The organism is Phycobacter azelaicus (genome assembly GCF_014884385.1).
In the GTDB taxonomy this organism is placed as follows: domain Bacteria; phylum Pseudomonadota; class Alphaproteobacteria; order Rhodobacterales; family Rhodobacteraceae; genus Phycobacter; species Phycobacter azelaicus.
Genome location: NZ_WKFH01000003.1, coordinates 457,242 through 481,627, shown reverse-complemented (window position 1 = coordinate 481,627; position 24,386 = coordinate 457,242). Strand labels below are relative to the sequence as shown.

The 24,386-nt window shown below is 61.8% G+C and carries 25 protein-coding genes; 18 read left to right on the top strand and 7 right to left on the bottom strand.

Annotated elements, in window-relative coordinates; translation table 11 throughout:
- Positions 1–27: 27 nt before the first annotated feature.
- From chlG to idi, 4 genes are read left to right on the top strand one after another with little or no spacing between them, the layout of a single operon-like run.
- Positions 28–936 carry a chlorophyll synthase ChlG gene (gene chlG / locus INS80_RS03415; RefSeq protein WP_192964264.1) on the top strand — a complete coding sequence of 303 codons (909 nt, stop codon included), beginning with the start codon at positions 28–30 and terminating at the stop codon, positions 934–936.
- Complete coding sequence (locus tag INS80_RS03410; RefSeq protein ID WP_192964263.1) at positions 933–2,252, top strand: BCD family MFS transporter; 1,320 nt, start codon at positions 933–935, stop codon at positions 2,250–2,252. Before chlG ends, INS80_RS03410 begins: the two co-directional genes overlap by 4 nt.
- Positions 2,253–2,256: 4 nt before the next feature.
- Positions 2,257–3,435, top strand: coding sequence for a geranylgeranyl diphosphate reductase (locus INS80_RS03405; protein WP_192964262.1), 1,179 nt, complete (start codon positions 2,257–2,259; stop codon positions 3,433–3,435).
- Positions 3,432–3,971: an isopentenyl-diphosphate Delta-isomerase gene (gene idi, locus INS80_RS03400; protein ID WP_192964261.1), complete on the top strand. Its 540-nt coding sequence runs from the start codon at positions 3,432–3,434 to the stop codon at positions 3,969–3,971. The genes INS80_RS03405 and idi overlap by 4 nt, the downstream gene beginning before the upstream one ends.
- Before the next feature lie 9 nt (positions 3,972–3,980).
- On the opposite strand, the gene INS80_RS03395 is transcribed toward idi, so the two are convergent.
- From INS80_RS03395 to crtA, 5 genes are all read right to left on the bottom strand, one after another.
- Positions 3,981–4,223, bottom strand: coding sequence for a hypothetical protein (locus INS80_RS03395; protein ID WP_192964260.1), 243 nt, complete (start codon positions 4,221–4,223; stop codon positions 3,981–3,983).
- A gap of 89 nt (positions 4,224–4,312) precedes the next feature.
- Positions 4,313–5,176, bottom strand: coding sequence for an alpha/beta fold hydrolase BchO (gene bchO / locus INS80_RS03390; RefSeq protein WP_192964259.1), 864 nt, complete (start codon positions 5,174–5,176; stop codon positions 4,313–4,315).
- A 3-nt stretch (positions 5,177–5,179) separates the two neighbouring features.
- Positions 5,180–6,859, bottom strand: coding sequence for a VWA domain-containing protein (locus INS80_RS03385; protein WP_226892546.1), 1,680 nt, complete (start codon positions 6,857–6,859; stop codon positions 5,180–5,182).
- The gene (gene bchI / locus INS80_RS03380) at positions 6,856–7,857 is read right to left on the bottom strand and encodes a magnesium chelatase ATPase subunit I (protein WP_192964258.1); all 1,002 of its coding nucleotides are present in this window, start codon (positions 7,855–7,857) and stop codon (positions 6,856–6,858) included. The genes INS80_RS03385 and bchI overlap by 4 nt, the downstream gene beginning before the upstream one ends.
- Positions 7,854–8,576, bottom strand: coding sequence for a spheroidene monooxygenase (gene crtA, locus INS80_RS03375; RefSeq protein ID WP_192964257.1), 723 nt, complete (start codon positions 8,574–8,576; stop codon positions 7,854–7,856). The genes bchI and crtA overlap by 4 nt, the downstream gene beginning before the upstream one ends.
- A gap of 105 nt (positions 8,577–8,681) precedes the next feature.
- On the opposite strand from crtA, the gene INS80_RS03370 reads away from it, so the two are divergent.
- Genes INS80_RS03370 through tspO form a run of 3 tightly spaced genes read left to right on the top strand, consistent with a single transcriptional unit; the run spans position 8,682 to position 11,769 of the window.
- The gene (locus tag INS80_RS03370; protein WP_192964256.1) at positions 8,682–10,244 is read left to right on the top strand and encodes a phytoene desaturase; all 1,563 of its coding nucleotides are present in this window, start codon (positions 8,682–8,684) and stop codon (positions 10,242–10,244) included.
- Complete coding sequence (gene crtB / locus INS80_RS03365) at positions 10,241–11,290, top strand: 15-cis-phytoene synthase (RefSeq protein ID WP_192964255.1); 1,050 nt, start codon at positions 10,241–10,243, stop codon at positions 11,288–11,290. Before INS80_RS03370 ends, crtB begins: the two co-directional genes overlap by 4 nt.
- Positions 11,287–11,769 carry a tryptophan-rich sensory protein TspO gene (gene tspO / locus INS80_RS03360; protein WP_192964254.1) on the top strand — a complete coding sequence of 161 codons (483 nt, stop codon included), beginning with the start codon at positions 11,287–11,289 and terminating at the stop codon, positions 11,767–11,769. Before crtB ends, tspO begins: the two co-directional genes overlap by 4 nt.
- Positions 11,770–11,790: 21 nt before the next feature.
- Here the strand turns inward: tspO and crtC are convergent, their stop codons facing one another.
- Both crtC and crtD read right to left on the bottom strand, forming a co-directional pair.
- A complete protein-coding gene (gene crtC / locus INS80_RS03355) occupies positions 11,791–12,678 on the bottom strand; it encodes a carotenoid 1,2-hydratase (RefSeq protein ID WP_192964253.1) in 888 nt (295 codons plus the stop codon).
- A 32-nt stretch (positions 12,679–12,710) separates the two neighbouring features.
- Entirely contained in the window at positions 12,711–14,249 is a 1,539-nt protein-coding gene (crtD, locus tag INS80_RS03350) for a 1-hydroxycarotenoid 3,4-desaturase CrtD (RefSeq protein WP_192964252.1), read from the bottom strand.
- Between the two features lie 98 nt (positions 14,250–14,347).
- Here crtD and INS80_RS03345 point away from each other — a divergent pair, with 98 nt between their 5' ends.
- From INS80_RS03345 to pufM, 11 genes are all read left to right on the top strand, one after another.
- Positions 14,348–15,262: a polyprenyl synthetase family protein gene (locus INS80_RS03345; protein WP_192964251.1), complete on the top strand. Its 915-nt coding sequence runs from the start codon at positions 14,348–14,350 to the stop codon at positions 15,260–15,262.
- The gene (locus INS80_RS03340; protein ID WP_192964250.1) at positions 15,262–16,338 is read left to right on the top strand and encodes a methyltransferase; all 1,077 of its coding nucleotides are present in this window, start codon (positions 15,262–15,264) and stop codon (positions 16,336–16,338) included. The genes INS80_RS03345 and INS80_RS03340 overlap by 1 nt, the downstream gene beginning before the upstream one ends.
- 122 nt (positions 16,339–16,460) lie before the next feature.
- Positions 16,461–17,438 carry a chlorophyll synthesis pathway protein BchC gene (bchC, locus tag INS80_RS03335; RefSeq protein ID WP_192964249.1) on the top strand — a complete coding sequence of 326 codons (978 nt, stop codon included), beginning with the start codon at positions 16,461–16,463 and terminating at the stop codon, positions 17,436–17,438.
- Positions 17,435–18,463: a chlorophyllide a reductase iron protein subunit X gene (locus INS80_RS03330; protein WP_192964248.1), complete on the top strand. Its 1,029-nt coding sequence runs from the start codon at positions 17,435–17,437 to the stop codon at positions 18,461–18,463. The genes bchC and INS80_RS03330 overlap by 4 nt, the downstream gene beginning before the upstream one ends.
- A gap of 27 nt (positions 18,464–18,490) precedes the next feature.
- Complete coding sequence (bchY, locus tag INS80_RS03325) at positions 18,491–20,056, top strand: chlorophyllide a reductase subunit Y (protein ID WP_192964247.1); 1,566 nt, start codon at positions 18,491–18,493, stop codon at positions 20,054–20,056.
- A gap of 70 nt (positions 20,057–20,126) precedes the next feature.
- Positions 20,127–21,671, top strand: coding sequence for a chlorophyllide a reductase subunit Z (gene bchZ, locus INS80_RS03320; protein WP_192964246.1), 1,545 nt, complete (start codon positions 20,127–20,129; stop codon positions 21,669–21,671).
- 3 nt (positions 21,672–21,674) lie between these two features.
- Positions 21,675–21,896 carry a cytochrome PufQ gene (gene pufQ, locus INS80_RS03315; protein WP_192964245.1) on the top strand — a complete coding sequence of 74 codons (222 nt, stop codon included), beginning with the start codon at positions 21,675–21,677 and terminating at the stop codon, positions 21,894–21,896.
- Between the two features lie 154 nt (positions 21,897–22,050).
- On the top strand, positions 22,051–22,200 hold the full coding sequence (gene pufB, locus INS80_RS03310) for a light-harvesting antenna LH1, beta subunit (protein ID WP_192964244.1): 150 nt from the start codon (positions 22,051–22,053) through the stop codon (positions 22,198–22,200).
- A gap of 11 nt (positions 22,201–22,211) precedes the next feature.
- On the top strand, positions 22,212–22,379 hold the full coding sequence (gene pufA / locus INS80_RS03305) for a light-harvesting antenna LH1, alpha subunit (protein WP_192964243.1): 168 nt from the start codon (positions 22,212–22,214) through the stop codon (positions 22,377–22,379).
- A gap of 174 nt (positions 22,380–22,553) precedes the next feature.
- Entirely contained in the window at positions 22,554–23,393 is an 840-nt protein-coding gene (gene pufL / locus INS80_RS03300) for a photosynthetic reaction center subunit L (RefSeq protein WP_192964242.1), read from the top strand.
- Between the two features lie 3 nt (positions 23,394–23,396).
- On the top strand, positions 23,397–24,386 hold the full coding sequence (gene pufM, locus INS80_RS03295; protein WP_192964241.1) for a photosynthetic reaction center subunit M: 990 nt from the start codon (positions 23,397–23,399) through the stop codon (positions 24,384–24,386).

Sequence of the window (24,386 nt, the reverse complement as noted above, 5' to 3'; positions counted from 1 at the left end):
CATCCATATGTCAGGCAATGTAGACACATGAGTGTCATTCAAATCATACAGTCACGCCGCTGGCCTGACCCCATGGCCGTTCTTCAGCTAGTGAAGCCCATCACCTGGTTTCCGCCCATGTGGGCCTACCTCTGCGGCGCCGTGTCTGCTGGGGCCGGGGTGAATGGCAAGTGGGGGCTTGTCATCCTCGGGATAGTTCTGGCAGGGCCGGTTGTCTGCGGTATGAGCCAGGCCGCCAATGATTGGTGTGACCGCCATGTCGACGCCATCAACGAACCGGACCGGCCAATCCCGTCTGGGCGTATCCCGGGCCGATGGGGGCTTTGGATCGCTGTCTTCATGTCGGGGCTGTCGCTCCTGATCGGATGGCAGCTTGGCGCATGGGGGTTTGCGGCGACAGTCGTTGGGGTTGTGGCGGCCTGGGCCTATTCCGCCGAGCCGGTCCGTTTGAAGCGATCAGGCGTTTTGGGGCCAGGGCTGGTCGGGTTGAGCTATGAAACCCTGCCTTGGATCACCGGCGCTGCGGTTCTCAGCGCCGGCGCGCCGGAACGGCATCTGATTGCCATTGCGCTGCTCTATGGGCTCGGAGCTCACGGGATCATGACACTCAACGATTTCAAGGCTTTTGAGGGCGATCGTCAAACAGGGGTCAACTCCTTGCCGGTAACTCTGGGGCCAGCCCGCGCCGCTAAGGTGGCGGCTGTGGTTATGGCGGTGCCGCAGCTTGTCGTCATTGCCGCCCTCTTCCTGTGGGACAGGCCCATGCATGGTGTGGGTATCGGTCTCATGCTGATGGGGCAGGTTTGGGCCATGCGTATTTTGCTGGAAGACCCACAGGGCCGTGCGCCATGGTACAATGGAACAGGTGTCGTCATGTACATTTCGGGAATGATGGTCGCGGCCTTTGCGCTGCGCGGATTGAGCGCTCCTTTATGACCCTGTCCTGGCTCAATATCCTCCGCCTTGGCCTTGTGCAGATGGCCCTTGGCATGGTCGTCGTGCTGACCACCGCGACCATGAACCGGGTGATGGTGGTTGAGCTGGCGTTGCCGGCCCTGCTGCCCGGTTTGCTCGTATCCTTCTACTATGCAACGCAGATCCTGCGTCCGCGCTTTGGTCACGGCGCCGATGCACGTGGTGGACGGAGGGGGCCATGGATCGTTGGTGGCGTCGCGTTGCTCGGGCTTGGGGCCATAGGCGCGGCAATATCTGTGGGTGTCATGGCATGGTCCGTGCCCTCTGGAATTGCGCTGGCGGTTCCGTCGTTCATTCTGATTGGGCTCGGGATCGGAGCGGCAGGGACGAACCTTCTGGCGCTGTTGGCTGTCCGCGTTGCGGCAGAGCGGCAGGCCGCAGCCGGAAGCGCGGTCTGGATCATGATGATCTTCGGTCTTGCCGCTACCGGGATTGCCGCCGGGCAGCTTCTTGATCCCTATACGCCCGCCCGCCTAATGGGGGTGACTGTCGGCGTTTCAGTGCTGGCCCTCGTCTTTGCAACCCTCGGCACCTGGGGTCAGGAAAGGTCGCCGATGCCGTCGCTGGTAGAGGTCGACGCACGGCCTGCTGGCAAAGCGGCCTTTCGGGACATCCTGCGCGAACTCTGGAGCTGTTCTCGCGTGCGCCGTTTCACGATCTTCGTCTTTGCTTCGATGCTGGCCTACAATCTGCAGGACCTCATTCTTGAACCCTTTGCCGGGCACGTTTTTGAACTCAGCGTCGGTCAAAGCACGGCCCTTGGCGGGATGCACCATGCGGGTGCGTTGCTTGGGATGATTGCAGTGCTGCTGTCGGGTACAGCCTTGCGCCGTTGGGTTGCTGTTCCGATGCGCCTCTGGGTCATTGGTGGCTGCCTATTGTCGGGTGGCGCGCTGGTGGCTCTGGCCTTTGGGGGGAGCCGCGCGCCGGTCTGGCCGATTGAGGCGAATGTCCTGACGCTGGGTTTTGGCAACGGCGCTTTTGCGGTGGCCGCGATCGGCGCAATGATGAGTCTTGCGCGTGAGGGAGAACAGCGGCGTGAGGGGCTGCGCATGGGCCTGTTCGGGGCCGCGCAGGCGATTGCCTTTGGACTGGGCAGTTTTCTGGGCACCGCAGCAGCCGACGTGATGCGCGCGCTGACCAGTGATGATGCTGTTGCCTATGGAGCCGTTTTCGCCGCAGAGGGGCTGTTGTTCCTGCTTGCAGCGGGGCTTGCCTTGTCGCTTGGGCTCAGCGCCGATCAGGCGGATGAAAGGGAACTCGTACCGGGAGAATAGCCAGATGTTTGACGTGATAGTTGTAGGCGGAGGGCCCGCGGGCGCGACCGCTGCGGAGGACCTCGCCCGTTCCGGGTGTAGCGTCGCCTTTTTGGATCGCGACGGTCGTATCAAACCCTGTGGCGGCGCGATCCCGCCTCGCTTGATCCGTGACTTCGAGGTGCCGGATTCGCAGATCATTGCCCGGATCACCACCGCCCGGATGGTGTCCCCGACTGGTCGAAAGGTCGACATCGGCATAGAAAACGGCTTTGTCGGTATGGTGGATCGCAAGGATTTCGATCCTTTCCTCCGCGACCGCGCTGAGGATGCCGGGGCAGTTCGGCTGACCGGAACCTTTCTGCGTCTGTCGCGCGAAGGCCGACGGTGCTTTGTCATCTATCGAAACCGGGACGATGGCGCTGAGACCCGCGTCGCCTGTCGCATCGTAATCGGCGCCGATGGGGCCCGCTCGCGGGTTGCCGAACAAGAGATCGCTGGCGGAGTGGAGACGCCACTGGTCTTTGCCTATCACGAGATCGTCGCAGCGCCAGAACCGTCAGAACATTACGATCCCGAACGCTGCGATGTCATCTATGACAGCCGGGTCAGCCCTGATTTTTATGGCTGGGTGTTCCCGCATGGGGCCTCTGCTTCGGTTGGTATGGGTACCTATGTGCGCTCGGTGGATTTGAAGGCGGCGACAGCGGGGTTGAGGGCGTCCTCCGGCCTTGCAGAGTGTGAAACCTTTCGCCGGGAAGGCGCACCCATTCCCCTGAAACCTTTGAAACGCTGGGACAACGGACGGGATGTGGTTCTCGCTGGAGATGCTGCCGGCGTTGTCGCTCCCAGTTCCGGTGAAGGCATATACTATGCAATGATCGGCGGTCGGGTTGCAGCCTCTGCCGCTCTGGCAGCTTTGGCCACCGGTGAACCCGCGCAGTTGGCCCTTGCACGCAAACTGTTCATGCGAGAGCACCGGATGGTGTTCCGCGTGTTGGGGCAGATGCAGGGCGCTTACTACAAATCGGACATGCGCCGCGAACGGTTTGTGAGCCTGTGTCATGACGTGGACGTCCAGCGCCTGACGTTCGAGGCCTACATGAACAAGAAGCTGGTGACCGCGCGGCCCCTGGCGCATCTGCGGATCGGCTTGAAAAACCTCGCGCATCTCAGCGGGCTGGTGCGGCCGGAATTCACATGACGATAATGATTCCCGCCTGGGTTGCAGGCAGGCTGACGCCCGTTGAAAAGCTGGAGGCACACCGGCGGGGCCTACGGCACAAGGCCGTTTCCGTTTTCGTGCTGCGCGGCGAACAGATTTTGCTGCAACGGCGAGCTTTGGGTAAGTATCACACGCCCGGTCTTTGGACGAATACCTGTTGTACGCATCCGCACTGGGATGAGACAGGTTTGGATTGCGCCCGGCGGCGCCTTGACGAAGAACTTGGCCTCAGCGGGCTCACCCTGCGGCGTGGTGGACAGGTCGAATATCGTGCAGATGTGGGAAATGGTCTCGTGGAGCATGAAGTGGTTGAGATCTTCACTGCGCAGGCGATTCCGAGAATGACCCTTTCGCCCAACCTCCACGAGGTGATGGACCTGAGATGGGTGACGCGCTTTGAGCTGACGCAAGAGATCGCTGCGACTCCTCGGCGTTTCACCCCGTGGCTTAAGGTCTACCTTGCAAACCACGCCCATATGATCTTTGCCAAAGAGCCCGATGTTGAGCGGCTCTGATCCACTAGATTACAGGATCACGAAGAGCATCAGTAGCACCGGAGCGATGCAGGCAAAGTTGAAGCAGAACAACATCGCGAGCCGCCCGGCTTTTGGAAGCCAGGGGTTTTGCGTGTGAAGATCACCGTAGCCTTCAAAAAGCACGCCAAGGGCCTGAGCCTCACCCGCGCGCTGACCGCGCTGTCGCTCGAACGCACGAATGCCCTCTTCGTAGCGTTGTTTCAGCGTTTCTTCGTCAATCTTCTGGCTCATCGGTTACTCCTCGCACGCGCTAACGGAGGGGATGTAGAACACCCTTTGGGCTTGTCCAGAACAAAGCCTGCAGTCAGATGCCAGTGTTCTTATGGCGATGTCGATTGGGTCCATTGACAGATTATGTTGAAAACTTTGTCCGGATCCTCCTCATGGGCCAGATGACCGAGGCCATCGAGGCAGATCACATCCGTATCTGACATTCGCGCAGCGGCCCGCTCAGCAACGGTGGGAGCTACAGCGCCATCGCCATCGCCAGTGATAAAGTGTACTGGGTTCTCAATCCGGGGCAGGGCAGCAAGTAGCGGCTCCAGATTCCAGTTGGCCATCATCTGCAATGCTCCGGTAACATGGTTCTGATCCCGCAATAGCCGCGCATAGAGCCTGTAGCCGTCTGAAGTGAGATGCGAACCGGTGCCTTCGATCAGGCGTTTGGCGACCTCGGGTGTGGCCATCCTGGCAAACAGGGCGGGCAAGATTGAACTGCCCGCAAGCACCCGGGCCATCAGTGGAAAAAGAAAACCGGCAACGCCATCGAATGGTGCTAGCGCCGGATTGATGCCGATGACCATCGGGCGCTGGTGCCAAAGATTCGGACGGAGGGTCAGCTCCAGCGCCAGTGCAGCCCCTGCAGAGTGGCCGACGATGGCTATTGGAGACCAGCTTTCGGCGATCGCCAGCGCGGCGATGTCTGCGGCCATTGCAGCAAGGCCTGCGCGCATCGCCGGAGACTGGGTGAAGCCGTGCCCGGGCAAGTCGACCATTATGACCCGATGGGTGTGGGCCAACAATGGCGCCAGCCCGCGCCAGCTGTGGGTCGCACCGCCAGCGCCATGCAGAAGCAGGATCTCCGGCCCGTCCCCGAGCGTCTGCACATGCCAGCGATGCGGCGCACATGAGATCTGCCGGGAATGGGCTGCAAACGGCCAATCCGAAGGAGGCGGCCAGCGCATGGCTCACGCCAGACTGTCATGTAAAACCCGGCTTAACCCCTCGGCGGCGGCGTGGGGCAGGGGCGTGTAGTTGGCGCCGAGCAGAGCCGCAAGCACTGCCAGCTGATCACGTGGTCTGCGGCCAACGTCGATAACCGTTCCAGGCAAGCCAAGCCCATAGATCCAACGCGCCATCTGCTGGGCATCCTTTTGGGCTGCCGCCCGGTCGGCAGAACCATCCAGAGCCACATTTGCGCGGCCATCCGTCAACAGAGCCAAAGCCGGACTCAGCCCGTGTCGCTGTGCGACCAATGCTGTTTCTCCCGCGATTTTCAGCGCTGCGGCCAGCGGCGTGCCTCCGCCACCGGGCAGGGCTGCAAGGCGTCGGCGGGTCTGAACAAGAGAGCGGGTTGGTGGCAGCAACAGCTCAGCGGCCTGGCCCCGAAAGGCAATCAGGGCCACATGGTCGCGCGTGGCATAAGACTGCGAAAGCAACAACTCCACCGCGCCCTTTGCCTCTGCGAGCCTCGCAAGGGCGGCGGACCCCGAAGCATCAACCGCAAAGATCAAGAGTCGGTCCGAGCGATCCTCGAACCGCCGGACGTGCAGGTCCGATGGCCAGATTCTCGGGCCGGGCGTCGCCTCTGCACTGCGCCTGATCTTTTGCCAAGGGGCTGCGGCGCGCAGGGTGGCAATAATATCGAGCCTTTCGCGGCCGCTTGGCCGTTTGCGCCGCGCTGGCAGCGGACGTCCGCGACGGTTGCCGGTCTTCCTTTGTCCTGCGCCTGATGCGCAGCGCCTCACAGCACTTGTTCCGCCCGCAAGTCGGCTCAGAAGATCCGTGGGAAGAACAGCACGGACGGCCTCGAGCAAGATACTCTCAGGAAGGCTGTCGCTGACAGTCGCCGGATCGACCGGCCGGGAGGTGTCTGGCGTGTTCGGCGATGGGCTGTCCTTTGCGTCCGGAGGCACCGGTGAGTCGGGCAGGCAGGTTGCGCGGTGCGCCAGGCTCAGCGCTGCGGCTTGGGCAAGATCACCTGGCTGAACGTTGTCCCGCTCTTGCAAGCCGGCAATCGCCTGAGCGCTGCGCAGGGCAAAAAGGGGCGCCCGCAAGCTGTTGACGCCAAACCTGCAGGCCAATGCAGCCAAGGTGGCGGTGTCTTCGGCTGCGTGGCTCGCACGAGCGCCCCGGAAAGGTGATGAAGGTACAGCTGAAAGGTGAGGATTCTGAAGGCGCTCATCCTCGGACAGTGATACATGCAGCGCCACGCGCTCCACCAGTGCAGCGTCGATCCGGTCGTCTGGTTCTTGCCCTTCATCCAGTAGCAGGACCGGGCCCGTCCCCTTGCGGTCAAGCCTTTGGCTCAGAACTGCGACGATTTCTCGGGGCAGGCGCTCTGCCATCGAAATCAGGAGCCAGCCGGGCCTGTCCAGCAGCCCTTCGCGCAGAATTGCGCGCCCCTCAACGAGGGTTTGAGCCAGATCCAGACCGCCGGTCAGCGCTTCCAACCCGATGCCCGCATGGATGCGGACGGTCTGCGCTGGCAGTGTGGCGACCACGGCATCTCGAAGTGGGCCAGCTCTGGCCTGCAAGATCACGCCTTTGAGACCATCGGGATCGCGCGCTGCCATGCGCATGGCCAGATTGGCGCGTTCCACACCTGTCTGGGGCAGGCTGTCATCTGGGCGCGCGGTAGAGGTCATCCCAGGACTTCTTCGGTGCAGCGGGTCACGCGTGTGACTGATCCTGCCTCATCCAGCGGGTCGCGGCGCAGACGATGGGAGAGGGCAATAGGGGCAATGCGGCGCAGGTGGTCGCGCACAACCCTTGGCGCGGCCTCATAGGCGGCGAGCGCGCGTCCGGCCCGGATCAGTGTCAGTTCCCCGCGTAGTCCGTCGGCGCCAAGTGTCATGCAGAGTTCAGCAGCATCGCGCAGTGCTGCCTCGGGCACTTCAATCGTATCCAGGGCGCGACGTGCAGTGAGGATCCGATCGCGTATCCAGGCCTGCTCCGGCTCCCAGGTGGCCAGAAAGGCATCTGGGTTAGTTTCGAAAGCATCACGGCGCCGGATCACTTCGATCCGCTCTTCGATATCGGTCGGAGAGGTGATGTCTACCGACAGGGCGAACCGGTCCAGTAGCTGCGGGCGCAGTTCTCCCTCTTCGGGATTGCCCGAGCCGACGAGAACAAAACGGGCCGGATGCCGGATCGACAGACCGTCGCGCTCAACCAGGTTTTCCCCCGATTGCGCCACATCCAGCAGAAGGTCAACGATGTGGTCCTCCAGGAGGTTCACCTCGTCTATATAGAGGTACCCCCTGTTGGCCTGCGCCAGAAGGCCGGGTTGAAACGTCTTTTCTCCGTGCACCAGGGCGCGCTCTATGTCGAGCGCACCGGTCACGCGGTCTTCTGTCACGCCAAGGGGCAGGTCCACCACTGGGGTTGGGCGGCTTTTGAGTTCGGCCTCGGCAACAGATGTCCAGGCCGGGACAGCCTCGGGTGTTTCAGAATTGATCGGACAACCCCGAACCACCGTGATCGGGGGCAGCAGTGCTGCCAATGCACGCACAGCGGTGGATTTGCCGGTGCCCCGATCGCCAAATACCAGAACGCCAGACAGGCGTGGTTCGACTGCGGTGAGGATCATTGCCGTTTTCATGGCGTCCTGTCCGACGATGGCGGCAAAGGGGAATGCGGTCATGTCTCGGCTCCGGTCATCAGATGGTTGAAGGATTGTTTTGTTGCGGGGCCCGGCCATTGGCCCTCGATGTCGAGGACGCGAAACCGGGCATATAGTTCTTCGCGAAACCAGTTGCCCTCGCGCACGGCGCGGATGGCTTTGGCATGGGGGCCGTCTTTGCGGGCGAACTGAGCCATGCTGGCCGTGTCCGGCCATATCGAGAAAGTTACTTGGTGGAGTAATGGCACCTCGCCGATGCCTATCTTGAACAGGACGTTCGGGTCGCGGCCAATGCCTGCAGAGATATCCGGTACCCGCTGCCAGAAGCGCAGGCTGCGCAGGGGCTTTACGGTAGCACGGGTGAGCGCGGCCAAAGGGCCGCGGGAGTGGTCTTCCTCTGGTCTGAATGGTTCAACGCCGGCCCAAGATCCGCGCGCAGAGGTTGGCATGAGAAAAAACGTCACTTCGGCGCTGGCCCTGAGACTGTATGCGGTGAACGGCTTGGCATGAGCCAGCCTGTGGCGGGCGGCGGACAGAGATGGCCAGGCGCAGAGCACGGCAACCTCGTCGGGAAACAGTCTTGGGGTGAATCCCTCACCGACGCCGGTGCCGCAGAGCTTCCAGAACTCAAGACCAACAACCCTTGGCAGCATCAGCCGTGCCGCGCCCATCATGAGAAAGGCCCAGGTGCGAAGGCGCGGACCGTCAAAACGATAGAGGCTTAGCGTGACGACCTGCATGCGGTCGACTCTCCCTGTGACTGCGTGTCAGTTTAGTGTGACACGTTCGGCGCTGTCGGGAAAGAGATGATTGTCAATTTAAATTGACAGTGCTAGCGTTTCTCTATGATGACACGCGTCGATCCCTCGCTTGCTCCAATGGCCGCCCGCATGGAGGCGCCCCATGCCGTCGTCATCGGCGCGGGTCTTGGCGGTCTTGCTGCGGCTATGCGGCTGGGTGCCAAGGGGTATCGCGTGACGGTCCTCGACCGGCTGGATGTGCCGGGGGGGCGGGGCTCGGCGCTATGGCGACAGGGGCATCGCTTTGATCTTGGCCCGACGATCGTGACGGTGCCGGATGTGTTTCGGGATCTATGGCGCGCCTGCGGCCGGTCGTTTGACGCGGACGTGGATCTGCGGCCTCTTGATCCTTTCTATGAAATCCGCTGGCCCGACGGATCCCGCTTTGAAATGTCAGGGGACGCGGCCCGCGTGCGCAAGCAGATTGCACAGCTGTCGCCTCAGGATGTGGCGGGCTATGATCAGTTTCTGAGCGATGCAGAAGCGCGCCATGCCTTTGGGTTCGAGGATCTGGGGCGCCGCCCGATGCACCGTCTGTGGGATCTGATCAAGGCGCTGCCGCGCTTTGGCCTGTTGCGGGCAGATCGATCCGTCTACACCCATGCCGCCAGGCGGTTTCGCGATCCGCGCCTGCGCATGGCCTTCTCATTTCACCCGCTCTTTATTGGCGGGGATCCGTTCCGGGTGACCTCCATGTACGCACTGGTCAGCCATCTCGAGCAGGCCTTTGGGGTGCACTATGCCATCGGCGGTGTCGCAGCCATTGCAGAGGCCATGGCAAAGGTGATCGCCGCCCAGGGCGGCGTTCTGCGGATGCAGGCGGATGTTGATGAAATCCTCGTCGAGGGTGCTCGCGCCTTTGGCGTGCGTCTTGATGATGGCGTGGTTCTGGAGGCTGACGTGGTGGTGTCCAATGCCGACGCTGGCCACACCTATGGGCGGCTCTTGCGCAAACGGCCTAAGCGGCGTTGGACTGACGCAAAGCTCAGGCGGTCCCGTTGGTCCATGGGGCTGTTTGTTTGGTATTTTGGTACCAAAGGCACGCGGGATCTCTGGCCGGATGTCGGGCACCATACGGTGCTGAACGGGCCGCGCTATCGGGGCCTTGTGGATGATATCTTCATCAAGGGGCGGCTGGCAGAGGACATGAGCCTTTACGTGCACCGACCCTCTGTGACCGATCCGGGCGTTGCTCCCGATGGAGGCGATACCTTTTACGCTCTCTCGCCAGTACCGCATTTGGGCGGAAAGACTCCGGTGGATTGGAGCGAAAAGGCTGAACCCTACCGGCGGCGCGTGCAGGAGGTGCTTGAAACGCAGCTTTTGCCTGGGCTGAGCGGGCGGCTTACGGCCTCAGAGGTGTTCACCCCCGAAACCTTCCGTGACCGCTACCTGTCGCCCTACGGAGCCGGGTTTTCGCTTGAGCCACGTATCCTTCAAAGCGCCTGGTTCCGCCCGCACAACATCAGCGAAGAGGTGGATGGTCTTTACCTTGTGGGTGCGGGGACCCATCCAGGGGCCGGGCTGCCGGGCGTGGTTTCCAGTGCCGAGGTGCTGGACAAGCTGGTGCCAGATGCTGCGCAGGTAGCCGCGGGGAGGCTCTCATGATCAATGCTGTGGATATGGACCATTGCCGCGAGGCGATCCGCCATGGCTCACGCTCCTTCCATACGGCAGGGCGGCTTCTGCCTGCAAAGGTCCGGGATCCTGCCCTTGCACTTTATGCCTTTTGCCGTCTTGCAGACGATGCGGTCGATCTGACCGAGGAAAAGGCAGATGCTGTCCTGCGCCTGCACGATCGCTTGTCGCTTGTCTATGAGGGGCGCCCGCGCAATGCGCCGCAGGACCGTGCCTTTGCGGCGGTGGTCGAGGATTTCCAGATGCCCCGCGCCTTACCCGAGGCCCTGCTAGAGGGGCTGGCCTGGGATGCAGAGGGGCGCTGGTATGAGGATCTAAGCGCGCTTACTGCCTATAGCGCGCGGGTGGCCAGCGCCGTTGGCGCAATGATGTGCGTCCTGATGCGGGTGCGTGACAGGGACGTGCTGGCGCGGGCCTGCGATCTCGGCGTTGCGATGCAACTGACCAATATCGCACGAGACGTGGCCGAGGACGCAGAGGAAGGACGCCTCTATCTTCCTTTGGAATGGCTGCGGGAAGCCCGTATCGATCCGCATGCATTTCTCAATGCTCCGGGAGCTGCTCCGGAACTCATTGGTGTGGTGCGCCGCCTGTTGGATACGGCGGGCTGGCTCTATGCTCGCTCTGAGACGGGAGTTAAGGGCCTGCCCGCCGCCGCCCGGCCCGGCATATTTGCGGCGCGCTATATTTATGCTGGGATCGGCAGGCAGCTGCGGCGCGCAGACTGTGATCCGTTCCGAGGACGAGCGCATACCAGTGGCGGCCAAAAGGTGATGTGGCTGATGCTGTCCGCGATGCGGGCGGCAGGCACGTCCATAATGCCGCGTTCGGCGCTGATCTACGCTCCGCCCCTGCCGGAAACGGCATTCCTCGTTGAGGCTGCGGCAGCGCCGGAGACGGCCTTGCGAGGCTGGTCCGAGACCTTGATCGAAACAATGGCGCACCTGGCAGAGCAGGATCAAAGGCGCAGAGCTCGCTTGATGCCGGAGCGCAGAAGCTCTACCTCTATGATATGACTTACGCACTTTTTGCCATCTTCCTTGGGGCCTGTTTCGCGGCCGGGGCCACCGGAGCGATGTTTCCGCCAGGGGCCTGGTATCGCGCGCTGAACAAGCCAAACTGGACCCCGCCGGACTGGCTTTTCCCGGTGGCCTGGACAACGCTTTACCTGTGTATGGCGGCCGCTGCGGCGCGGGTCGCCGGGGCGGAGGGGAGCGGGCTCGCCATGGCGCTGTGGGCTTTGCAGATTGCGCTGAACACGCTGTGGACGCCCGTTTTCTTTGGTCTGCGTCGGATCAGGGCAGGGATGCTGGTGCTGGTCCTTCTATGGGGTGCTGTTGCGGCTTGCATGGTTGCGCTCTGGCAGGTCGACTGGTTGGCAGGGTTGTTGTTTCTGCCATATCTTGCATGGGTTTCGATCGCCGCAGCGCTGAATGCTGCGGTGTGGCGTTTGAACCCGGATGTCGCCAAAGGTGGCCAGGACGTGGCTACCTGAAGCGGCGTGTGATCCATCGCATCACTCAGAAAAGCGCCAGCGCGAAACGCGCGGCACCCGCATGGCCAGCATGGGTTTGAGCAGCGGGGAGCGAAAGCGCCTGAGATCCAAAGCCTCGTGCACACCTGTCGTCATGTGCCCACCAATCTGCGTTTGGACCGCTGAGCGCGTGTAGAAGGGGGCATCCAACATGGCGAGGCATTGGCGCGGCAGAAACCCTGGATCAGCGCGGGTTTCACGGCGCACCGCCCACAGCGATCGGGGCAGGGGGGTTAGGGGCGGCGCCGTGATGGGGCGAGGCACGCCGCCCGCGTCAAATCGGATCGCCTGAGCTAGGGTGCTGCCATCGCGGCGGATAGCGTCATAGAAACAGGCTGCGCTGCCATCAGGCATCGGAAACCGCCCCCAAGTCCAGAAGGAGAAATCCTTCTCCAGCGCCCGGATGCCGAAGTTGGCGTCGAAATACCCATGCCCCTGCCAGGTGTTGCCGTCTCCCTCCAGATCGACCTGGACACCTGCGGATGGGGCGAAGGGCCGCCAGACGTGGGCACCATCGCGGGTCAGCGGAAGCTCCACTTGGGTTACGGCACTAGGAGTAAGCGTGATTGTACCGCGCAGATACCCAAAGGCGGGCGGGGCGCCGCGCTCATTGACTGAGATGATCAGCCGGTCTCCGGTCCAGGACATGCTGGACGGGCCTATGGTCAGCCTGTTTTCTGTTTGGCGCAAAGCGGAGGACCCCCGGTCGGTCATGGTAAATCGCGCGCGCGGGCCATAGGTGGCCACGTTCATACACACATGGTTGTCAGGGGCGCGGCGCCTGCTCCAGGCATACCAGGGGGAAAACACAGAGCCGATAAAAGCGATGACCGACAGGGCGCGCGTGCCGCAATCTGATAGCGCATCCATGTACCACCAGGCATAGCCGTCGGGAGGCACTTTCAGGTCAAACCGAGGTCCCTCATGATCACGTCGGCCGCGTGCTGTCCTGAGAGCGCAGCCATCGGAACTCCCGCCCCCGGATGGGTGCCTCCGCCCGCCAGGTAAAGCCCCCGCACTGGCGTTGTCGCCCTCGGCCGTTTTAAGGCCGCGGTCAGCCCGTGCGGGCTCTGCCCGTATAGGGATCCTGCGCTGCCTGGAAAAAGTCTCTCGAAATCGCGGGGCGTTGCCTGGCTCATCTCGCGTTGCCTCTCCAGAGGCGGCGCGATTGGTGTCAGCGTCAGGCCAAAACCTGCAAGTGTGCGGCAGATCCGTTTCAGGCATACGGTGGCCTCCTCAAAGGTGTCTTGTGATGCATCACCCGAAAGAGGTGGAGCATTGAGAATGACTTCGAACCGTTCCGGCGTGCCATCTGGTGCGGGTCTTCCGGTGCCCCGGTCCTGAGCGCACAGGTAGATCGAGGGCGTCTGAGGGATCCGTCCAGCAGCGAGGTCGGCAAACTCACTCAGAGGATCCGAAGCGAAGAACACGTTGTGATGAGCCAGTTGGACTCCTTCGGCGCTGGCGGCAAAAGACAGCACAAGCGCAGAGTGACTGCGCGGCAGTTTCAAGGTTTGAGGTGCCACATGTGCGACGTCCGGACCAAGTAGACCCCGCGCAAGAGCGCGGGGATCGCCGTTGAACACCACCGTATTCGCATGAAGGCAGCTCCCATCGGAAAGCGTGACACCGCGCACTTTCTCTGCCGAAGCATCGATACTGGAGACAGCTGTTGCCAGTCGCAGATCACCGCCAAGGCCGATAAAACAGTTGGTCATTGCCTCTGCAAGCCGTGTCATGCCGCCATCAATGCGCCAGACGCCTCGGGCTTCGGCGTCCCAGATCAGAGACAAAAGTGCGGGCGTGGCACCCGGGCTGCCACCGACATAGGTGGCATAGCGTCCAAAGAGTTGCGCGAGTCGTGGATCGGCAAACCGGCGTTTGAGGTGACTGCGCATGGTCGCGTAAGGCAGCAGCAACGGCAGGTTTTTGGGATGTCTCAATGCTGCATGCAAAAGAGCTATTTGTCTCGGATCTCCGGACTTCATCATTGGCCTTTCAAAGGCCTCGAAAAGATCGCTGGCCTCGCGGCAGAAGCGAAGGAAGGCCCTCACCGCCGGTTCAGCGGCAAAGGCGGCCACGGCGTCGGCGCTTTGGTCTGGGTTTGAGAAAAGGTCCAGGCTGCTGCCGTCCGGCCAAAAGTGCCGGGCCAGAACCTTTTGCTCAACCATGGTCACATGTTGGTCCAGACGGGTTCCGCAGGCTTGGAATAAGTCGTCGAACACTGACCTTAGGGTCAGAACGGTGGGACCGGCCTCGACCGGACCGGCGACAGAGGGGACCGTACGAATCTTGCCGCCCGGCGTCTGCGCGCGTTCGATCAGTGTCACGGACATGCCGCCAGCCTGAAGCCGCATGGCTGTCGCCAAGCCGCCCACCCCGGCACCGACCACAAGAGCGGCGAGAGGTTTGGAGCTGTCTGTGGCGGGCTGCTTCGTCATAGAGGAATTCTTGACTCGTTTTGCAAACATGTCCACTTTAATTGACACAGTGATGTCATATTTGAGTGACATTCAGTTTTCCTGGCGGGAGAGGCACTATGGACCTGAAGCTCCGGATCAATGCGGCGGTAACCGCAGCGGTAAGTCACGCGCAAAAAGGAGATGCCGCTGCAACTTGTCCTGCATCCGCCGGTGGCGCCAGTGTTCAGGCTCCGGCCCGGCTGGCGGCGGCGCTAGACTATGCCACAAGTCCGGGAGGAGCGCGCATCAGGCCGACCATATTGGTATCGGTGGCTCTGGCCTGCGGAGACGACCATCCACAGGTCACGAATGCGGCGGCGGCGGCGCTTGAACTGATGCATTGTGCCAGCTTGGTGCATGACGATCTGCCGTGTTTTGACGATGCCGACATGCGGCGTGGAAAGCCTTCGGTGCATCGGGCCTTTGGTGAACCGCTTGCGGTACTGACAGGGGATAGCCTGATCATGCTCGCTTTTGAGACGCTGGCAAAGACCGCTCAGGAGGCACCGGACCGGATGGCGCAGTTGGTGTCGGCTCTGGCCCGCCGCAGCGGTATGCCGGAGGGCATCTGTGCAGGACAGGGCTGGGAAAGTGAGCCGGTCATTGATCTGCATGCCTACCATCGTTCGAAGACGGGTGCGCTGTTCATTGCGGCCACCCAGATGGGCGCCATCAGCGCCGGACAGGAGGCTGAGCCGTGGTTTGAGCTTGGCGACCGCATTGGTCAGGCCTTCCAGGTTGCCGACGATCTGCGAGATGCGCTTTGCAGTGCGGCAGAGCTGGGCAAGCCGGTTGGTCAGGATGATCTGCACGGTCGCCCGAATGCGGTGGCGCGATACGGCATTGAAGGGGCCGCCCAGCGGCTGCGCGATATTCTGGCCGGAGCCATTGCCTCTATTCCGGCCTGCCCGGGTGAGGCGGCGCTGGCCCAGATGGTCAACCATACGGCCAAGCGCATCATGCCCGAAGCCGCCTTGGCGGCCCGCAGCTGATGGCTTTGGCGCTGACGCCTGGGTGGTTCTACCGTCTTGTTGCCCGACCTGGTCTGCAGCGTCTTGCCGCGCGCCTGCCCATAGCACGTCGTTTTGCCCGCCGGGACGGTGCGGGGCTTTTTGATCTCGTTCAAGGGTTCGTGCGGGCTCAGGTCCTTCTGGCGCTGGTGGAGTTGGATCTGCCGAGACGGTTGCTTGCGGGCCCGGAGAGTGTGGAGACGCTTGCGCGTTTCGCCGCGCTTCCCCCGGATCGAATGCAGATACTCTGTCAGGCCGGTGCCGGTATCGGGCTTTTGCGACGCCTCAAAGGCGGGCGGTTTGGGCTGACCCGGCAAGGGGCTGCCTTGACCGGGGTGCCGGGCCTTTCAGAGATGATCCGCCATCACGGTGCCTTTTACCGGGACATGAGCGACCCGGTTGCGCTGCTTCGCGGCGACGTCGAGACCGAACTGGCTGGGGTTTGGCCCTATGTCTTTGGAGGCTCCGCCCCGCCCGAAGTCGCTGCGCGCTATTCCGATCTGATGGCCCAGTCGCAGCGGCTTGTGGCGCAGGATACATTGGCGCAGATCAGCCTCACTGGCGTGTCGCGCCTGCTGGATGTGGGTGGCGGTACTGGTGTGTTCCTTGATGAAGTTCATCGTGTGGCGGATGGAGTCGAGCGGGTGCTCTTTGATCTGCCCGAGGTCGTTGCGGGATGCACTGATGCCTCGATCACGGTCGTTGCCGGTTCCTTTCGAACCGATGCACTTCCGAAAGGGGCCGATGCCATTTCGCTGATCCGGGTGCTCTATGATCATGACGATGAGACCGTGATGCGCGTGCTTTGCAAGGTCTTCGAGGCTTTGCCTTACGGTGGGCGGATCATCATTTCCGAACCGATGTCGGGCGGCACACGGCCCGATCCTCACACCGATGTCTATTTTGCCTTCTATACTTTGGCCATGCGCACCGGGCGCTGCCGGTCAGCACAGGAGCTTGGCCAAATGCTGCGCCAGGCCGGGTTCGGACAGCCGCAAATGCCGCGCTCGCAAAGGCCTTTCGTGACCTCTGTACTGAGTGCGGTCAAGCCAGGCTGACAGCATACGCGCGAAAATGCGTCACTATGAATTGACATTAATAGGTGTCAATGTAAGCTTACACATAACTGGGAGGATGCTCTGACATCGAAAGTCGATTCGAAGCAGAGCGGGGTAAGATGATGCAAACAGATGCAATCTTGTTGAAAGGTCCGGGCGATTTGGCAATCGATTGCCTGACGCTCAGCGAGCCTGGCGCCAGTGATCTGGTGGTTGAGGTGGCGCATTCCGGCATTTCCACCGGGACCGAGAAACTCTTTTACACGGGCAAAATGCCTCCCTTCCCCGGCATGGGATATCCTTTGGTGCCGGGATACGAGGCAAGCGGCATCGTGGTCGAAGCAGGCCGCGATAGCGGGTTTTCCACAGGCGATGCGGTCTTTGTTCCCGGCGCCAACTGTTTTGATGGCGCGCGCGGATTATTTGGCGGTGCAGCGCGGTATCTGGTGACCGATGCGGCGCGAGCAGCGCGGATTGATAGCGGCATGGGAGCAGAGGGTGCTCTTTTGGCTCTGGCTGCGACAGCGCGCCATGCCATGGCAGGGCTGGATCGCGGCCTGCCGGACTTGATCGTCGGTCATGGCGTGCTGGGCCGTTTGCTGGCGCGGCTTGTTTTGGCGGCTGGCGGCCCGCCGCCCACGGTCTGGGAGACCGCTCCTGCGCGTCGCACCGGAGGCGATGGGTATCGGGTGATCGATCCCGAAGAAGATCCGCGCCGCGATTACAGCACGATTTATGACGCTTCCGGCAACGGCAGTTTGCTGGATCTGCTGATCGGACGCATCGCCAAGGGCGGCGAGGTTGTTCTCGCTGGTTTTTACACCGAACCGCTGAGCTTTGCTTTCCCGCCCGCCTTCATGAAAGAGGTGCGCTTGCGCGTGGCGGCGGAATGGCAGCCCAAAGACCTGGAGGCCACGCGTGCCTTGATTGAAGTCGGTGCGCTCTCCCTGTCCGGGCTCATTAGCCACCGGGCCAGTACAGATGACGCGCCGCAGGCCTATCGCACCGCCTTTGAAGATTCGACCTGCCTCAAGATGATCCTTGATTGGGATCCGCGCGCGGCGGGCCATGACGACCGCCCAAAGGAGCATGCCGCATGAAGGACGACGTGACCAAAGCCGACGCCCCAAAGCTAAAGGACGATATACGGTCCTTTGATCAGCGGCTGCGAGAGGAGGCAGATGCCGATCTGGCTGATGTACTGCCCACCGAGACGACCAAAATGACGCAAATCATCGCGATCTACGGGAAGGGCGGCATTGGCAAATCCTTCACCCTCGCCAACCTCAGCCACATGATGGCAGAGCAGGGCAAGAGGGTGTTGCTGATCGGGTGCGATCCAAAATCCGATACGACCTCTCTTCTGTTCGGCGGCAAGGCCTGCCCGACGATTATCGAGACCTCCACCCGCAAGAAACTGGCCGGCGAAGAGGTCGCTATCGGCGATGTCTGCTTCAAGCGCGGCGGTGTATTCGCGATGGAACTCGGTGGTCCCGAGGTAGGTCGCGGTTGCGGTGGGCGCGGTATCATCCATGGCTTCGAACTCTTGGAAAAGCTCGGCTTTCATGACTGGGATTTCGACTATGTTCTGCTGGATTTCCTCGGCGATGTGGTCTGCGGCGGCTTTGGCCTGCCGATCGCGCGGGATATGGCGCAAAAGGTCATCCTTGTCGGCTCCAACGACCTGCAATCGCTTTACGTTGCGAACAACGTGTGCTCCGCGGTCGAATATTTCCGCAAGCTGGGCGGCAATGTGGGCGTGGCGGGGCTTGTAATCAACAAGGATGATGGCAGCGGCGAGGCGCAGGCCTTTGCAGAGGCAGCTGGAATTCCGGTGCTGGCAGCCATCCCGCAGGCTGACGACCTGCGCAAGAAAAGCGCCAACTATCAGATCGTTGGCACCCAGCAAAGCCAATGGGGCGCGCTATTTGCCGAACTTGGGATGAACGCGGCTGTGGCGCCCCCGGTGCGCCCGACGCCACTGGATCAGGACGGGCTGCTGGCCCTGTTTGACGGATCGGAAACCGGCGCGGATGTGGTGCTGGAGCCTGCCAGCGATGCGGACATGCGCGGCAAGGACGCTGAGCCCAAGGCCAGCCTGGAGGTGATCTATGACGACGCCTGACCGCAGCGCAGCCCTGAGGTTCACCACATGAGCGAGCGCATCTACGACAGTTCTGGCGAAGCAGAGGTTATGACCGGAGCCGAAAGGTCTGACCCGGTCGGCACCACTCCTGACGGACCAGACAGCCTTGGCTGCCATTCTGGCGCAGAGATGGAAAAGGCCGCGCGCATGGCCGGCCAGTCAGTGCTGCTGGACCAGTTCGCCAAGGACTATCCGCAAGGCCCCCATGACAAGCCGCAAAGCATGTGCCCGGCCTTTGGCTCCTTGCGGGTCGGCCTGCGCATGCGGCGGGTGGCGACGGTTCTGTCGGGCTCCGCCTGCTGCGTTTACGGGCTGACCTTTGTCAGCCATTTCTACGGAGCGCGCCGGTCGGTGGGCTATGTGCCTTTCGATTCTGAAACACTGGTGACGGGCAAACTGTTCGAGGATATCCGCGAAAGCGTCCATGCCCTGGCGGACCCGGACAAGCTTGATGCGATCGTGTTGACCAACCTATGTGTGCCAACCGCCTCGGGCGTGCCGCTGCGTCTGTTGCCGGATGAAATCGACGGTGTACGCATCGTCGGGATTGATGTGCCTGGCTTCGGTATTCCCACCCATGCCGAGGCCAAGGATGTTCTGGCCGGAGCCATGCTGGATTTTGCGCGCCGCGAGATTGAAGCCGGACCCGTGGCCGCGCCGGAGGGTGGCCGCGACGACAGGCCCACAGTTGCGCTATTGGGCGAGATGTTCCCAGCCGATCCGGTGATGATAGGCGCCATGCTTGCTCCGATGGGGCTTGCGGCGGGGCCGGTGGTTCCCTGCCGGGAGTGGCGTGAGCTATACGCCGCGCTGGACTGCGGCGCGGTGGCGGCAATTCACCCGTTCTACAGCGCCAGCGTCCGTGTATTCGAGGCCGCAGGCCGTCCCGTCGTTGGCTCTGCACCCGTTGGCGTGGAGGGCACGCGTGCCTGGCTTGCTTCCATTGGCGAAGTCTTTGGTGTACCGCAGGCGCAGATTTCTGCCGCGCAGAACGCCTTCCTTCCCGCTATCACCGCAGCTTTGGCCAATGCGCCAGTAAAAGGGCGGATCACGGTGTCAGGTTATGAAGGCTCTGAGCTATTGGTCGCGCGTCTTTTGATCGAAAGCGGAGCTGAGGTACCATACGTGGGCACCGCCTGTGCCCGCTCGCGCTGGTCGGCGGAGGATGCGGCCTGGCTTGAGGCGCAGGGTGCCAAAGTCACCTACCGCGCTTCACTTGAGGATGATCTGGCGGCGATGGAGGCTTTACAGCCGGATCTGGCCATCGGCACGACGCCTGTGGTGCAACAAGCCAAGGCGCTGGGCATTCCCGCGCTCTATTTCACCAACCTGATTTCGGCGCGCCCCCTGATGGGTCCGGCCGGGGCCGGAAGCCTGGCGCAGGTGGTCAATGCGGCCATCGCGGGCAAAGACCGCATGGAAGCCATGCGCGGCTTTTTCGAAGGCGTTGGCGAGGGTGAAGCGGCTGGCGTCTGGGAAGGGGAGCCGAACCGCCGCCCCGACTTCCGCAACCGCTACGCCAAGAAACTGGAGAAACAGGCGCGTGCAGCCAAGGCGGAGCAGATGATATGAGGTGTATTTGCTTGTCCGTCCTGTCGCACAGCGCAGATCACTTTGGCAGCACAAGGCCGGAGGTCTTGCCATGCTGATCCAGGATCATGACCGCGCTGGGGGGTATTGGGGGGCCGTCTACGCCTTTACCGCCGTCAAAGGGCTGCAGGTTGTGATCGATGGCCCCGTCGGCTGTGAAAACCTGCCGGTAACCTCGGTGCTGCATTACACTGATGCCTTGCCCCCGCACGAGCTGCCGATCGTTGTCACGGGGCTTGGCGAGGAAGAGCTGGGCCGCGATGGCACCGAAGGCGCGATGAAGCGAGCCTGGGGCACACTTGATCCGGCCTTGCCCGCCGTGGTCGTGACAGGTTCCATTGCCGAGATGATAGGTGGCGGCGTCACGCCCGAGGGTACCAGCCTGAAACGCTTCCTGCCGCGTACGATCGATGAGGACCAGTGGGAGGCCGCGGACCGCGCCATGACCTGGCTTTTCACCGAGTTCGGTCAGACCAAGGGGCGGATGCCAAAGGAGACCGCCCGTCCCGACAGTGCCCCGCCGCGCGTAAATATCCTGGGGCCGATGTATGGCACCTTTAACATGCCGTCCGACCTTGCGGAAATCCGTCGTCTGGTCGAAGGGATCGGGGCCGAAGTGAACATGATCATGCCGCTGGGCGCCCATCTGGCGGAGATGCGCAATCTGGTGAATGCAGACGTGAACATCTGCATGTACCGCGAATTCGGACGCGGCCTGGCCGAGGTTCTGGGCAAACCCTATCTGCAGGCGCCGTTTGGCGTAGACAGCACAACCAGATTCTTGCGCACATTGGGTGAGCTTCTGGATCTGGATCCAGAGCCTTTCATCGAGCGCGAAAAACACTCGACGCTGAAACCGGTCTGGGATCTTTGGCGCTCTGTCACCCAGGATTTCTATGCCACTGCGAGCTTTGCCATCGTAGCAAATGAAACCTACGCCCGCGGGGTGCGTCATTACCTTGAGGGAGATCTGGGTTTCCCCTGCGCCTTTGCGGTGGCGCGCAAGGCAGGCACCAAAACCAACAACCCCGAGGTGCGCGCCCTCCTGGAAGCTAAGCGCCCGCTGGTGGTCATGGGATCGATCAACGAGAAAATGTACCTTGCGGAGCTGCGCGCGGGGGGCGGTGGGGGGCATGGGCCGCAACCGACCTTTATCCCGGCAAGTTTTCCGGGCGCAGCCATCCGGCGTCATACCGGCACGCCGATGATGGGTTATGCCGGGGCGAGTTACCTCTTGCAGGAGGTCTGCAACGGGCTGTTCGATGCGCTGTTCCACATTCTTCCGCTTGGTTCTGAAATGGACGCGGCAGAGGCCACGCCAACACGGCTGCGTCGGGACATGCCCTGGGACGCCGATGCACAGGCGGCGTTGAACCGCATCGTGGCACGTCACCCGGTTCTGACCCGCATCTCCGCCGCCAAACAGTATCGCGATGCCGCCGAACGGGCTGCGCTGGAGGCCGGTGCGGGGCGGGTTGCCATGGACACGGTAGCCGGACTGTTCCCTGCTGCCAGACCATCCGCAGCAATGGACAACACAACGACCCTGACGGCGGCCCACGCCAGTGCGGGGCATACACATGACAAGGAGGAATGACTTATGGCCGAGATGACCACCAACATTCCAAGGCGGCGGCAGTCGAACCGCCGGGGGGTTGAGTTCTACACCTACTTCACGCTGATCCTGCTGGTGTCGCTGCCCACTGAAACGGTCCGCTACACCGTTGAGATTGCCAGGCGCCGAACACTGAACCTGCGCGGGCCTTTGGCACGGGCCTGGGCCGAGGCGGAACACATCACGCCGATGATCTTCGCAGTCTGAGACTGCAGGTCCGCGCCCAAAGGCCGGATGCAAGCGACATGGCCCTCAAAGGCCATCCGAACTGACTGCCCAGATGGGTGGACAGGCGGGGAGGGTGACTCCCCAACCCGGCCGCAGGGGGTGCGGCGTCAGGCAACGTTCCGGAGGAAAGTACATGTCTGAAAAAGGTGACCTGTCCTTCACAGGTTTGACCGACGAGCAGGCCCAAGAGCTGCATTCCGTCTATATGAGCGGCCTCTGGCTGTTCGCGGCGGTTGCCGTGGTCGCCCACCTGGCGACCTACATCTGGGCCCCGTGGTTCTGAGGAGAGGCGATATGGCAAAGTTCTACAAGATCTGGCTCGTATTCGATCCGCGCCGTGTGTTTGTGGCACAGGGTGTTTTTCTCTTCCTGCTGGCGGTGATGATTCATCTCGTGGTGCTGTCGAACGGTGTGAACTGGTTCGAGAACGCCGCGCAATCACGCGCTATGGCAGCCGAGTAAGCCAAAGGGTCCGCCGTAAAGGCGTGCCCAAACTTCCGCTGCGGGCGGGAGGCATTCTGCCCGCAGCGAACCGACCAGAGCCAATGTCGGACGAGGTTTCGCACGATGTTGAACAACAGAGATGACGGCCCGGCGCAGCTTTGCGAACTGGCCGCCTAACGCGGAGAAAAGAAGATGGCCTTGCTCAGCTTCGAAAAGAAATATCGCGTCCGCGGGGGGACGTTGATCGGCGGCGATCTGTTCGACTTTTGGGTTGGCCCATTCTACGTGGGCTTCTTTGGAGTTACGACCGCCTTTTTTGCCATACTCGGGACGATCCTGATTTTTTGGGGTGCAGCGCAGCAGGGGACGTTTAATCCCTGGTTGATCAATATTCAGCCGCCCGACTTGTCCTATGGGCTCGGTATTGCGCCCCTGAACGAAGGCGGCCTGTGGCAGTTCATTACCATCTGTGCCACCGCAAGCTTCATCAGTTGGGCCCTGCGCGAGGTGGAAATCTGCCGTAAGCTTGGCATGGGTTACCACGTGCCCTTTGCCTTCAGTTTTGCCATCCTTGCCTATGTCACGCTGGTGATTTTTCGCCCGATCCTGATGGGGGCCTGGGGTCATGCCTTTCCATACGGGATCTTCAGCCATCTAGATTGGGTCTCGAACACCGGCTACGCCTATCTGCATTTCCACTACAATCCGGCGCATATGCTGGCGGTGACCCTGTTTTTTACGACGACGCTGGCGCTGTCGCTGCATGGGGCGCTGATCCTGTCGGCGGCCAACCCGGAAAAGGGCGAGATCATGAAAACGCCCGATCACGAAGACACCTTCTTTCGGGATTTCATCGGCTATTCGATCGGAACTCTTGGCATTCACCGCCTTGGTTTCCTCTTGGCGATCAACGCTGTTTTCTTCTCAGCCGTTTGCATCATCATCTCGGGCCCCGTTTGGACCAAGGGCTGGCCGGAGTGGTGGAACTGGTGGTTGGAACTGCCCATCTGGGCCTCGCAAATCGGGATGTAAGCCATGTTTAGTGTCGAATATCAGAACATATTCACCCAGGTACAGGTCCGTGGGCCCGCTGAAATGGGCACCGACGACCTTGGCACGCTGACCGAGGACCGGACGACCTGGGCCGGATTTTCCAAACTGCTTGGTTGGTTTGGAAACGCTCAGCTCGGCCCCGTCAATCTTGGCATGGCCGGTGTGGTCTCGATTGCGTCGGGCATCCTTTGGCTCAACATCATCGGCATCAATATGCTGGCGCAGGTGGGCTGGTCGATACCTGAGTTCATCCGTCAGCTGTTCTGGCTGGCGCTGGAGCCGCCAAGCCCGGAATACGGCCTTTCCATGCCGCCGCTCAACGATGGAGGCTGGTATATCATTGCCAGCTTCCTTCTGCTGTTTTCGGTCATGGCCTGGTGGTATCGCAGCTGGCAACTGGCGGCCGAGCAGAAGATGGGCAAGCATGTCTTCTGGGCCTTTGGGTCCGCCATCTGGCTGTTCCTGGTTCTGGGGCTGTTCCGGCCGATCCTGATGGGCTCTTGGTCCGAGGCGGTGCCTTACGGGATTTTCCCGCATCTGGATTGGACCACGGCCTTTTCGATCCGTTACGGAAACCTCTACTACAACCCTTTCCACTGTCTTTCCATCGTCTTTCTTTATGGCTCTGTCCTGCTGTTTGCCATGCATGGCGCGACGATCCTGGCGGTCACCCGCTATGGGGGTGACCGCGAGCTGGAGCAGATCATCGACCGGGGCACCGCAACCGAGCGCGCCGCTCTTTTCTGGCGCTGGACCATGGGGTTCAATGCCACGATGGAGGGGATCCACCGCTGGGCGTGGTGGTTCGCAGTCCTGACCCCGATCACCGGCGGCATTGGAATACTGCTGACCGGGACAGTGGTCGATAACTGGTTCATCTGGGCACAGGAACACAACTTTGCGCCCCAGTATGACGGCAGCTTTGGCTACGAGGCTTACGGGTCTTACGAAGCCTTCATCGGGAAGGAGTGA

What these genes read in the sequence shown, in the direction of transcription:
- chlG (WP_192964264.1), top strand. Translation starts at nt 28, where the DNA reads ATGAGTGTCATTCAAATCATACAGTCACGCCGCTGGCCTGACCCCATG.
- INS80_RS03410 (WP_192964263.1), top strand. Translation starts at nt 933, where the DNA reads ATGACCCTGTCCTGGCTCAATATCCTCCGCCTTGGCCTTGTGCAGATG.
- INS80_RS03405 (WP_192964262.1), top strand. Translation starts at nt 2,257, where the DNA reads ATGTTTGACGTGATAGTTGTAGGCGGAGGGCCCGCGGGCGCGACCGCT.
- idi (WP_192964261.1), top strand. Translation starts at nt 3,432, where the DNA reads ATGACGATAATGATTCCCGCCTGGGTTGCAGGCAGGCTGACGCCCGTT.
- INS80_RS03395 (WP_192964260.1), bottom strand. Translation starts at nt 4,223, where the DNA reads ATGAGCCAGAAGATTGACGAAGAAACGCTGAAACAACGCTACGAAGAG.
- bchO (WP_192964259.1), bottom strand. Translation starts at nt 5,176, where the DNA reads ATGCGCTGGCCGCCTCCTTCGGATTGGCCGTTTGCAGCCCATTCCCGG.
- INS80_RS03385 (WP_226892546.1), bottom strand. Translation starts at nt 6,859, where the DNA reads ATGACCTCTACCGCGCGCCCAGATGACAGCCTGCCCCAGACAGGTGTG.
- bchI (WP_192964258.1), bottom strand. Translation starts at nt 7,857, where the DNA reads ATGACCGCATTCCCCTTTGCCGCCATCGTCGGACAGGACGCCATGAAA.
- crtA (WP_192964257.1), bottom strand. Translation starts at nt 8,576, where the DNA reads ATGCAGGTCGTCACGCTAAGCCTCTATCGTTTTGACGGTCCGCGCCTT.
- INS80_RS03370 (WP_192964256.1), top strand. Translation starts at nt 8,682, where the DNA reads ATGATGACACGCGTCGATCCCTCGCTTGCTCCAATGGCCGCCCGCATG.
- crtB (WP_192964255.1), top strand. Translation starts at nt 10,241, where the DNA reads ATGATCAATGCTGTGGATATGGACCATTGCCGCGAGGCGATCCGCCAT.
- tspO (WP_192964254.1), top strand. Translation starts at nt 11,287, where the DNA reads ATGACTTACGCACTTTTTGCCATCTTCCTTGGGGCCTGTTTCGCGGCC.
- crtC (WP_192964253.1), bottom strand. Translation starts at nt 12,678, where the DNA reads ATGGATGCGCTATCAGATTGCGGCACGCGCGCCCTGTCGGTCATCGCT.
- crtD (WP_192964252.1), bottom strand. Translation starts at nt 14,249, where the DNA reads ATGACGAAGCAGCCCGCCACAGACAGCTCCAAACCTCTCGCCGCTCTT.
- INS80_RS03345 (WP_192964251.1), top strand. Translation starts at nt 14,348, where the DNA reads ATGGACCTGAAGCTCCGGATCAATGCGGCGGTAACCGCAGCGGTAAGT.
- INS80_RS03340 (WP_192964250.1), top strand. Translation starts at nt 15,262, where the DNA reads ATGGCTTTGGCGCTGACGCCTGGGTGGTTCTACCGTCTTGTTGCCCGA.
- bchC (WP_192964249.1), top strand. Translation starts at nt 16,461, where the DNA reads ATGCAAACAGATGCAATCTTGTTGAAAGGTCCGGGCGATTTGGCAATC.
- INS80_RS03330 (WP_192964248.1), top strand. Translation starts at nt 17,435, where the DNA reads ATGAAGGACGACGTGACCAAAGCCGACGCCCCAAAGCTAAAGGACGAT.
- bchY (WP_192964247.1), top strand. Translation starts at nt 18,491, where the DNA reads ATGAGCGAGCGCATCTACGACAGTTCTGGCGAAGCAGAGGTTATGACC.
- bchZ (WP_192964246.1), top strand. Translation starts at nt 20,127, where the DNA reads ATGCTGATCCAGGATCATGACCGCGCTGGGGGGTATTGGGGGGCCGTC.
- pufQ (WP_192964245.1), top strand. Translation starts at nt 21,675, where the DNA reads ATGGCCGAGATGACCACCAACATTCCAAGGCGGCGGCAGTCGAACCGC.
- pufB (WP_192964244.1), top strand. Translation starts at nt 22,051, where the DNA reads ATGTCTGAAAAAGGTGACCTGTCCTTCACAGGTTTGACCGACGAGCAG.
- pufA (WP_192964243.1), top strand. Translation starts at nt 22,212, where the DNA reads ATGGCAAAGTTCTACAAGATCTGGCTCGTATTCGATCCGCGCCGTGTG.
- pufL (WP_192964242.1), top strand. Translation starts at nt 22,554, where the DNA reads ATGGCCTTGCTCAGCTTCGAAAAGAAATATCGCGTCCGCGGGGGGACG.
- pufM (WP_192964241.1), top strand. Translation starts at nt 23,397, where the DNA reads ATGTTTAGTGTCGAATATCAGAACATATTCACCCAGGTACAGGTCCGT.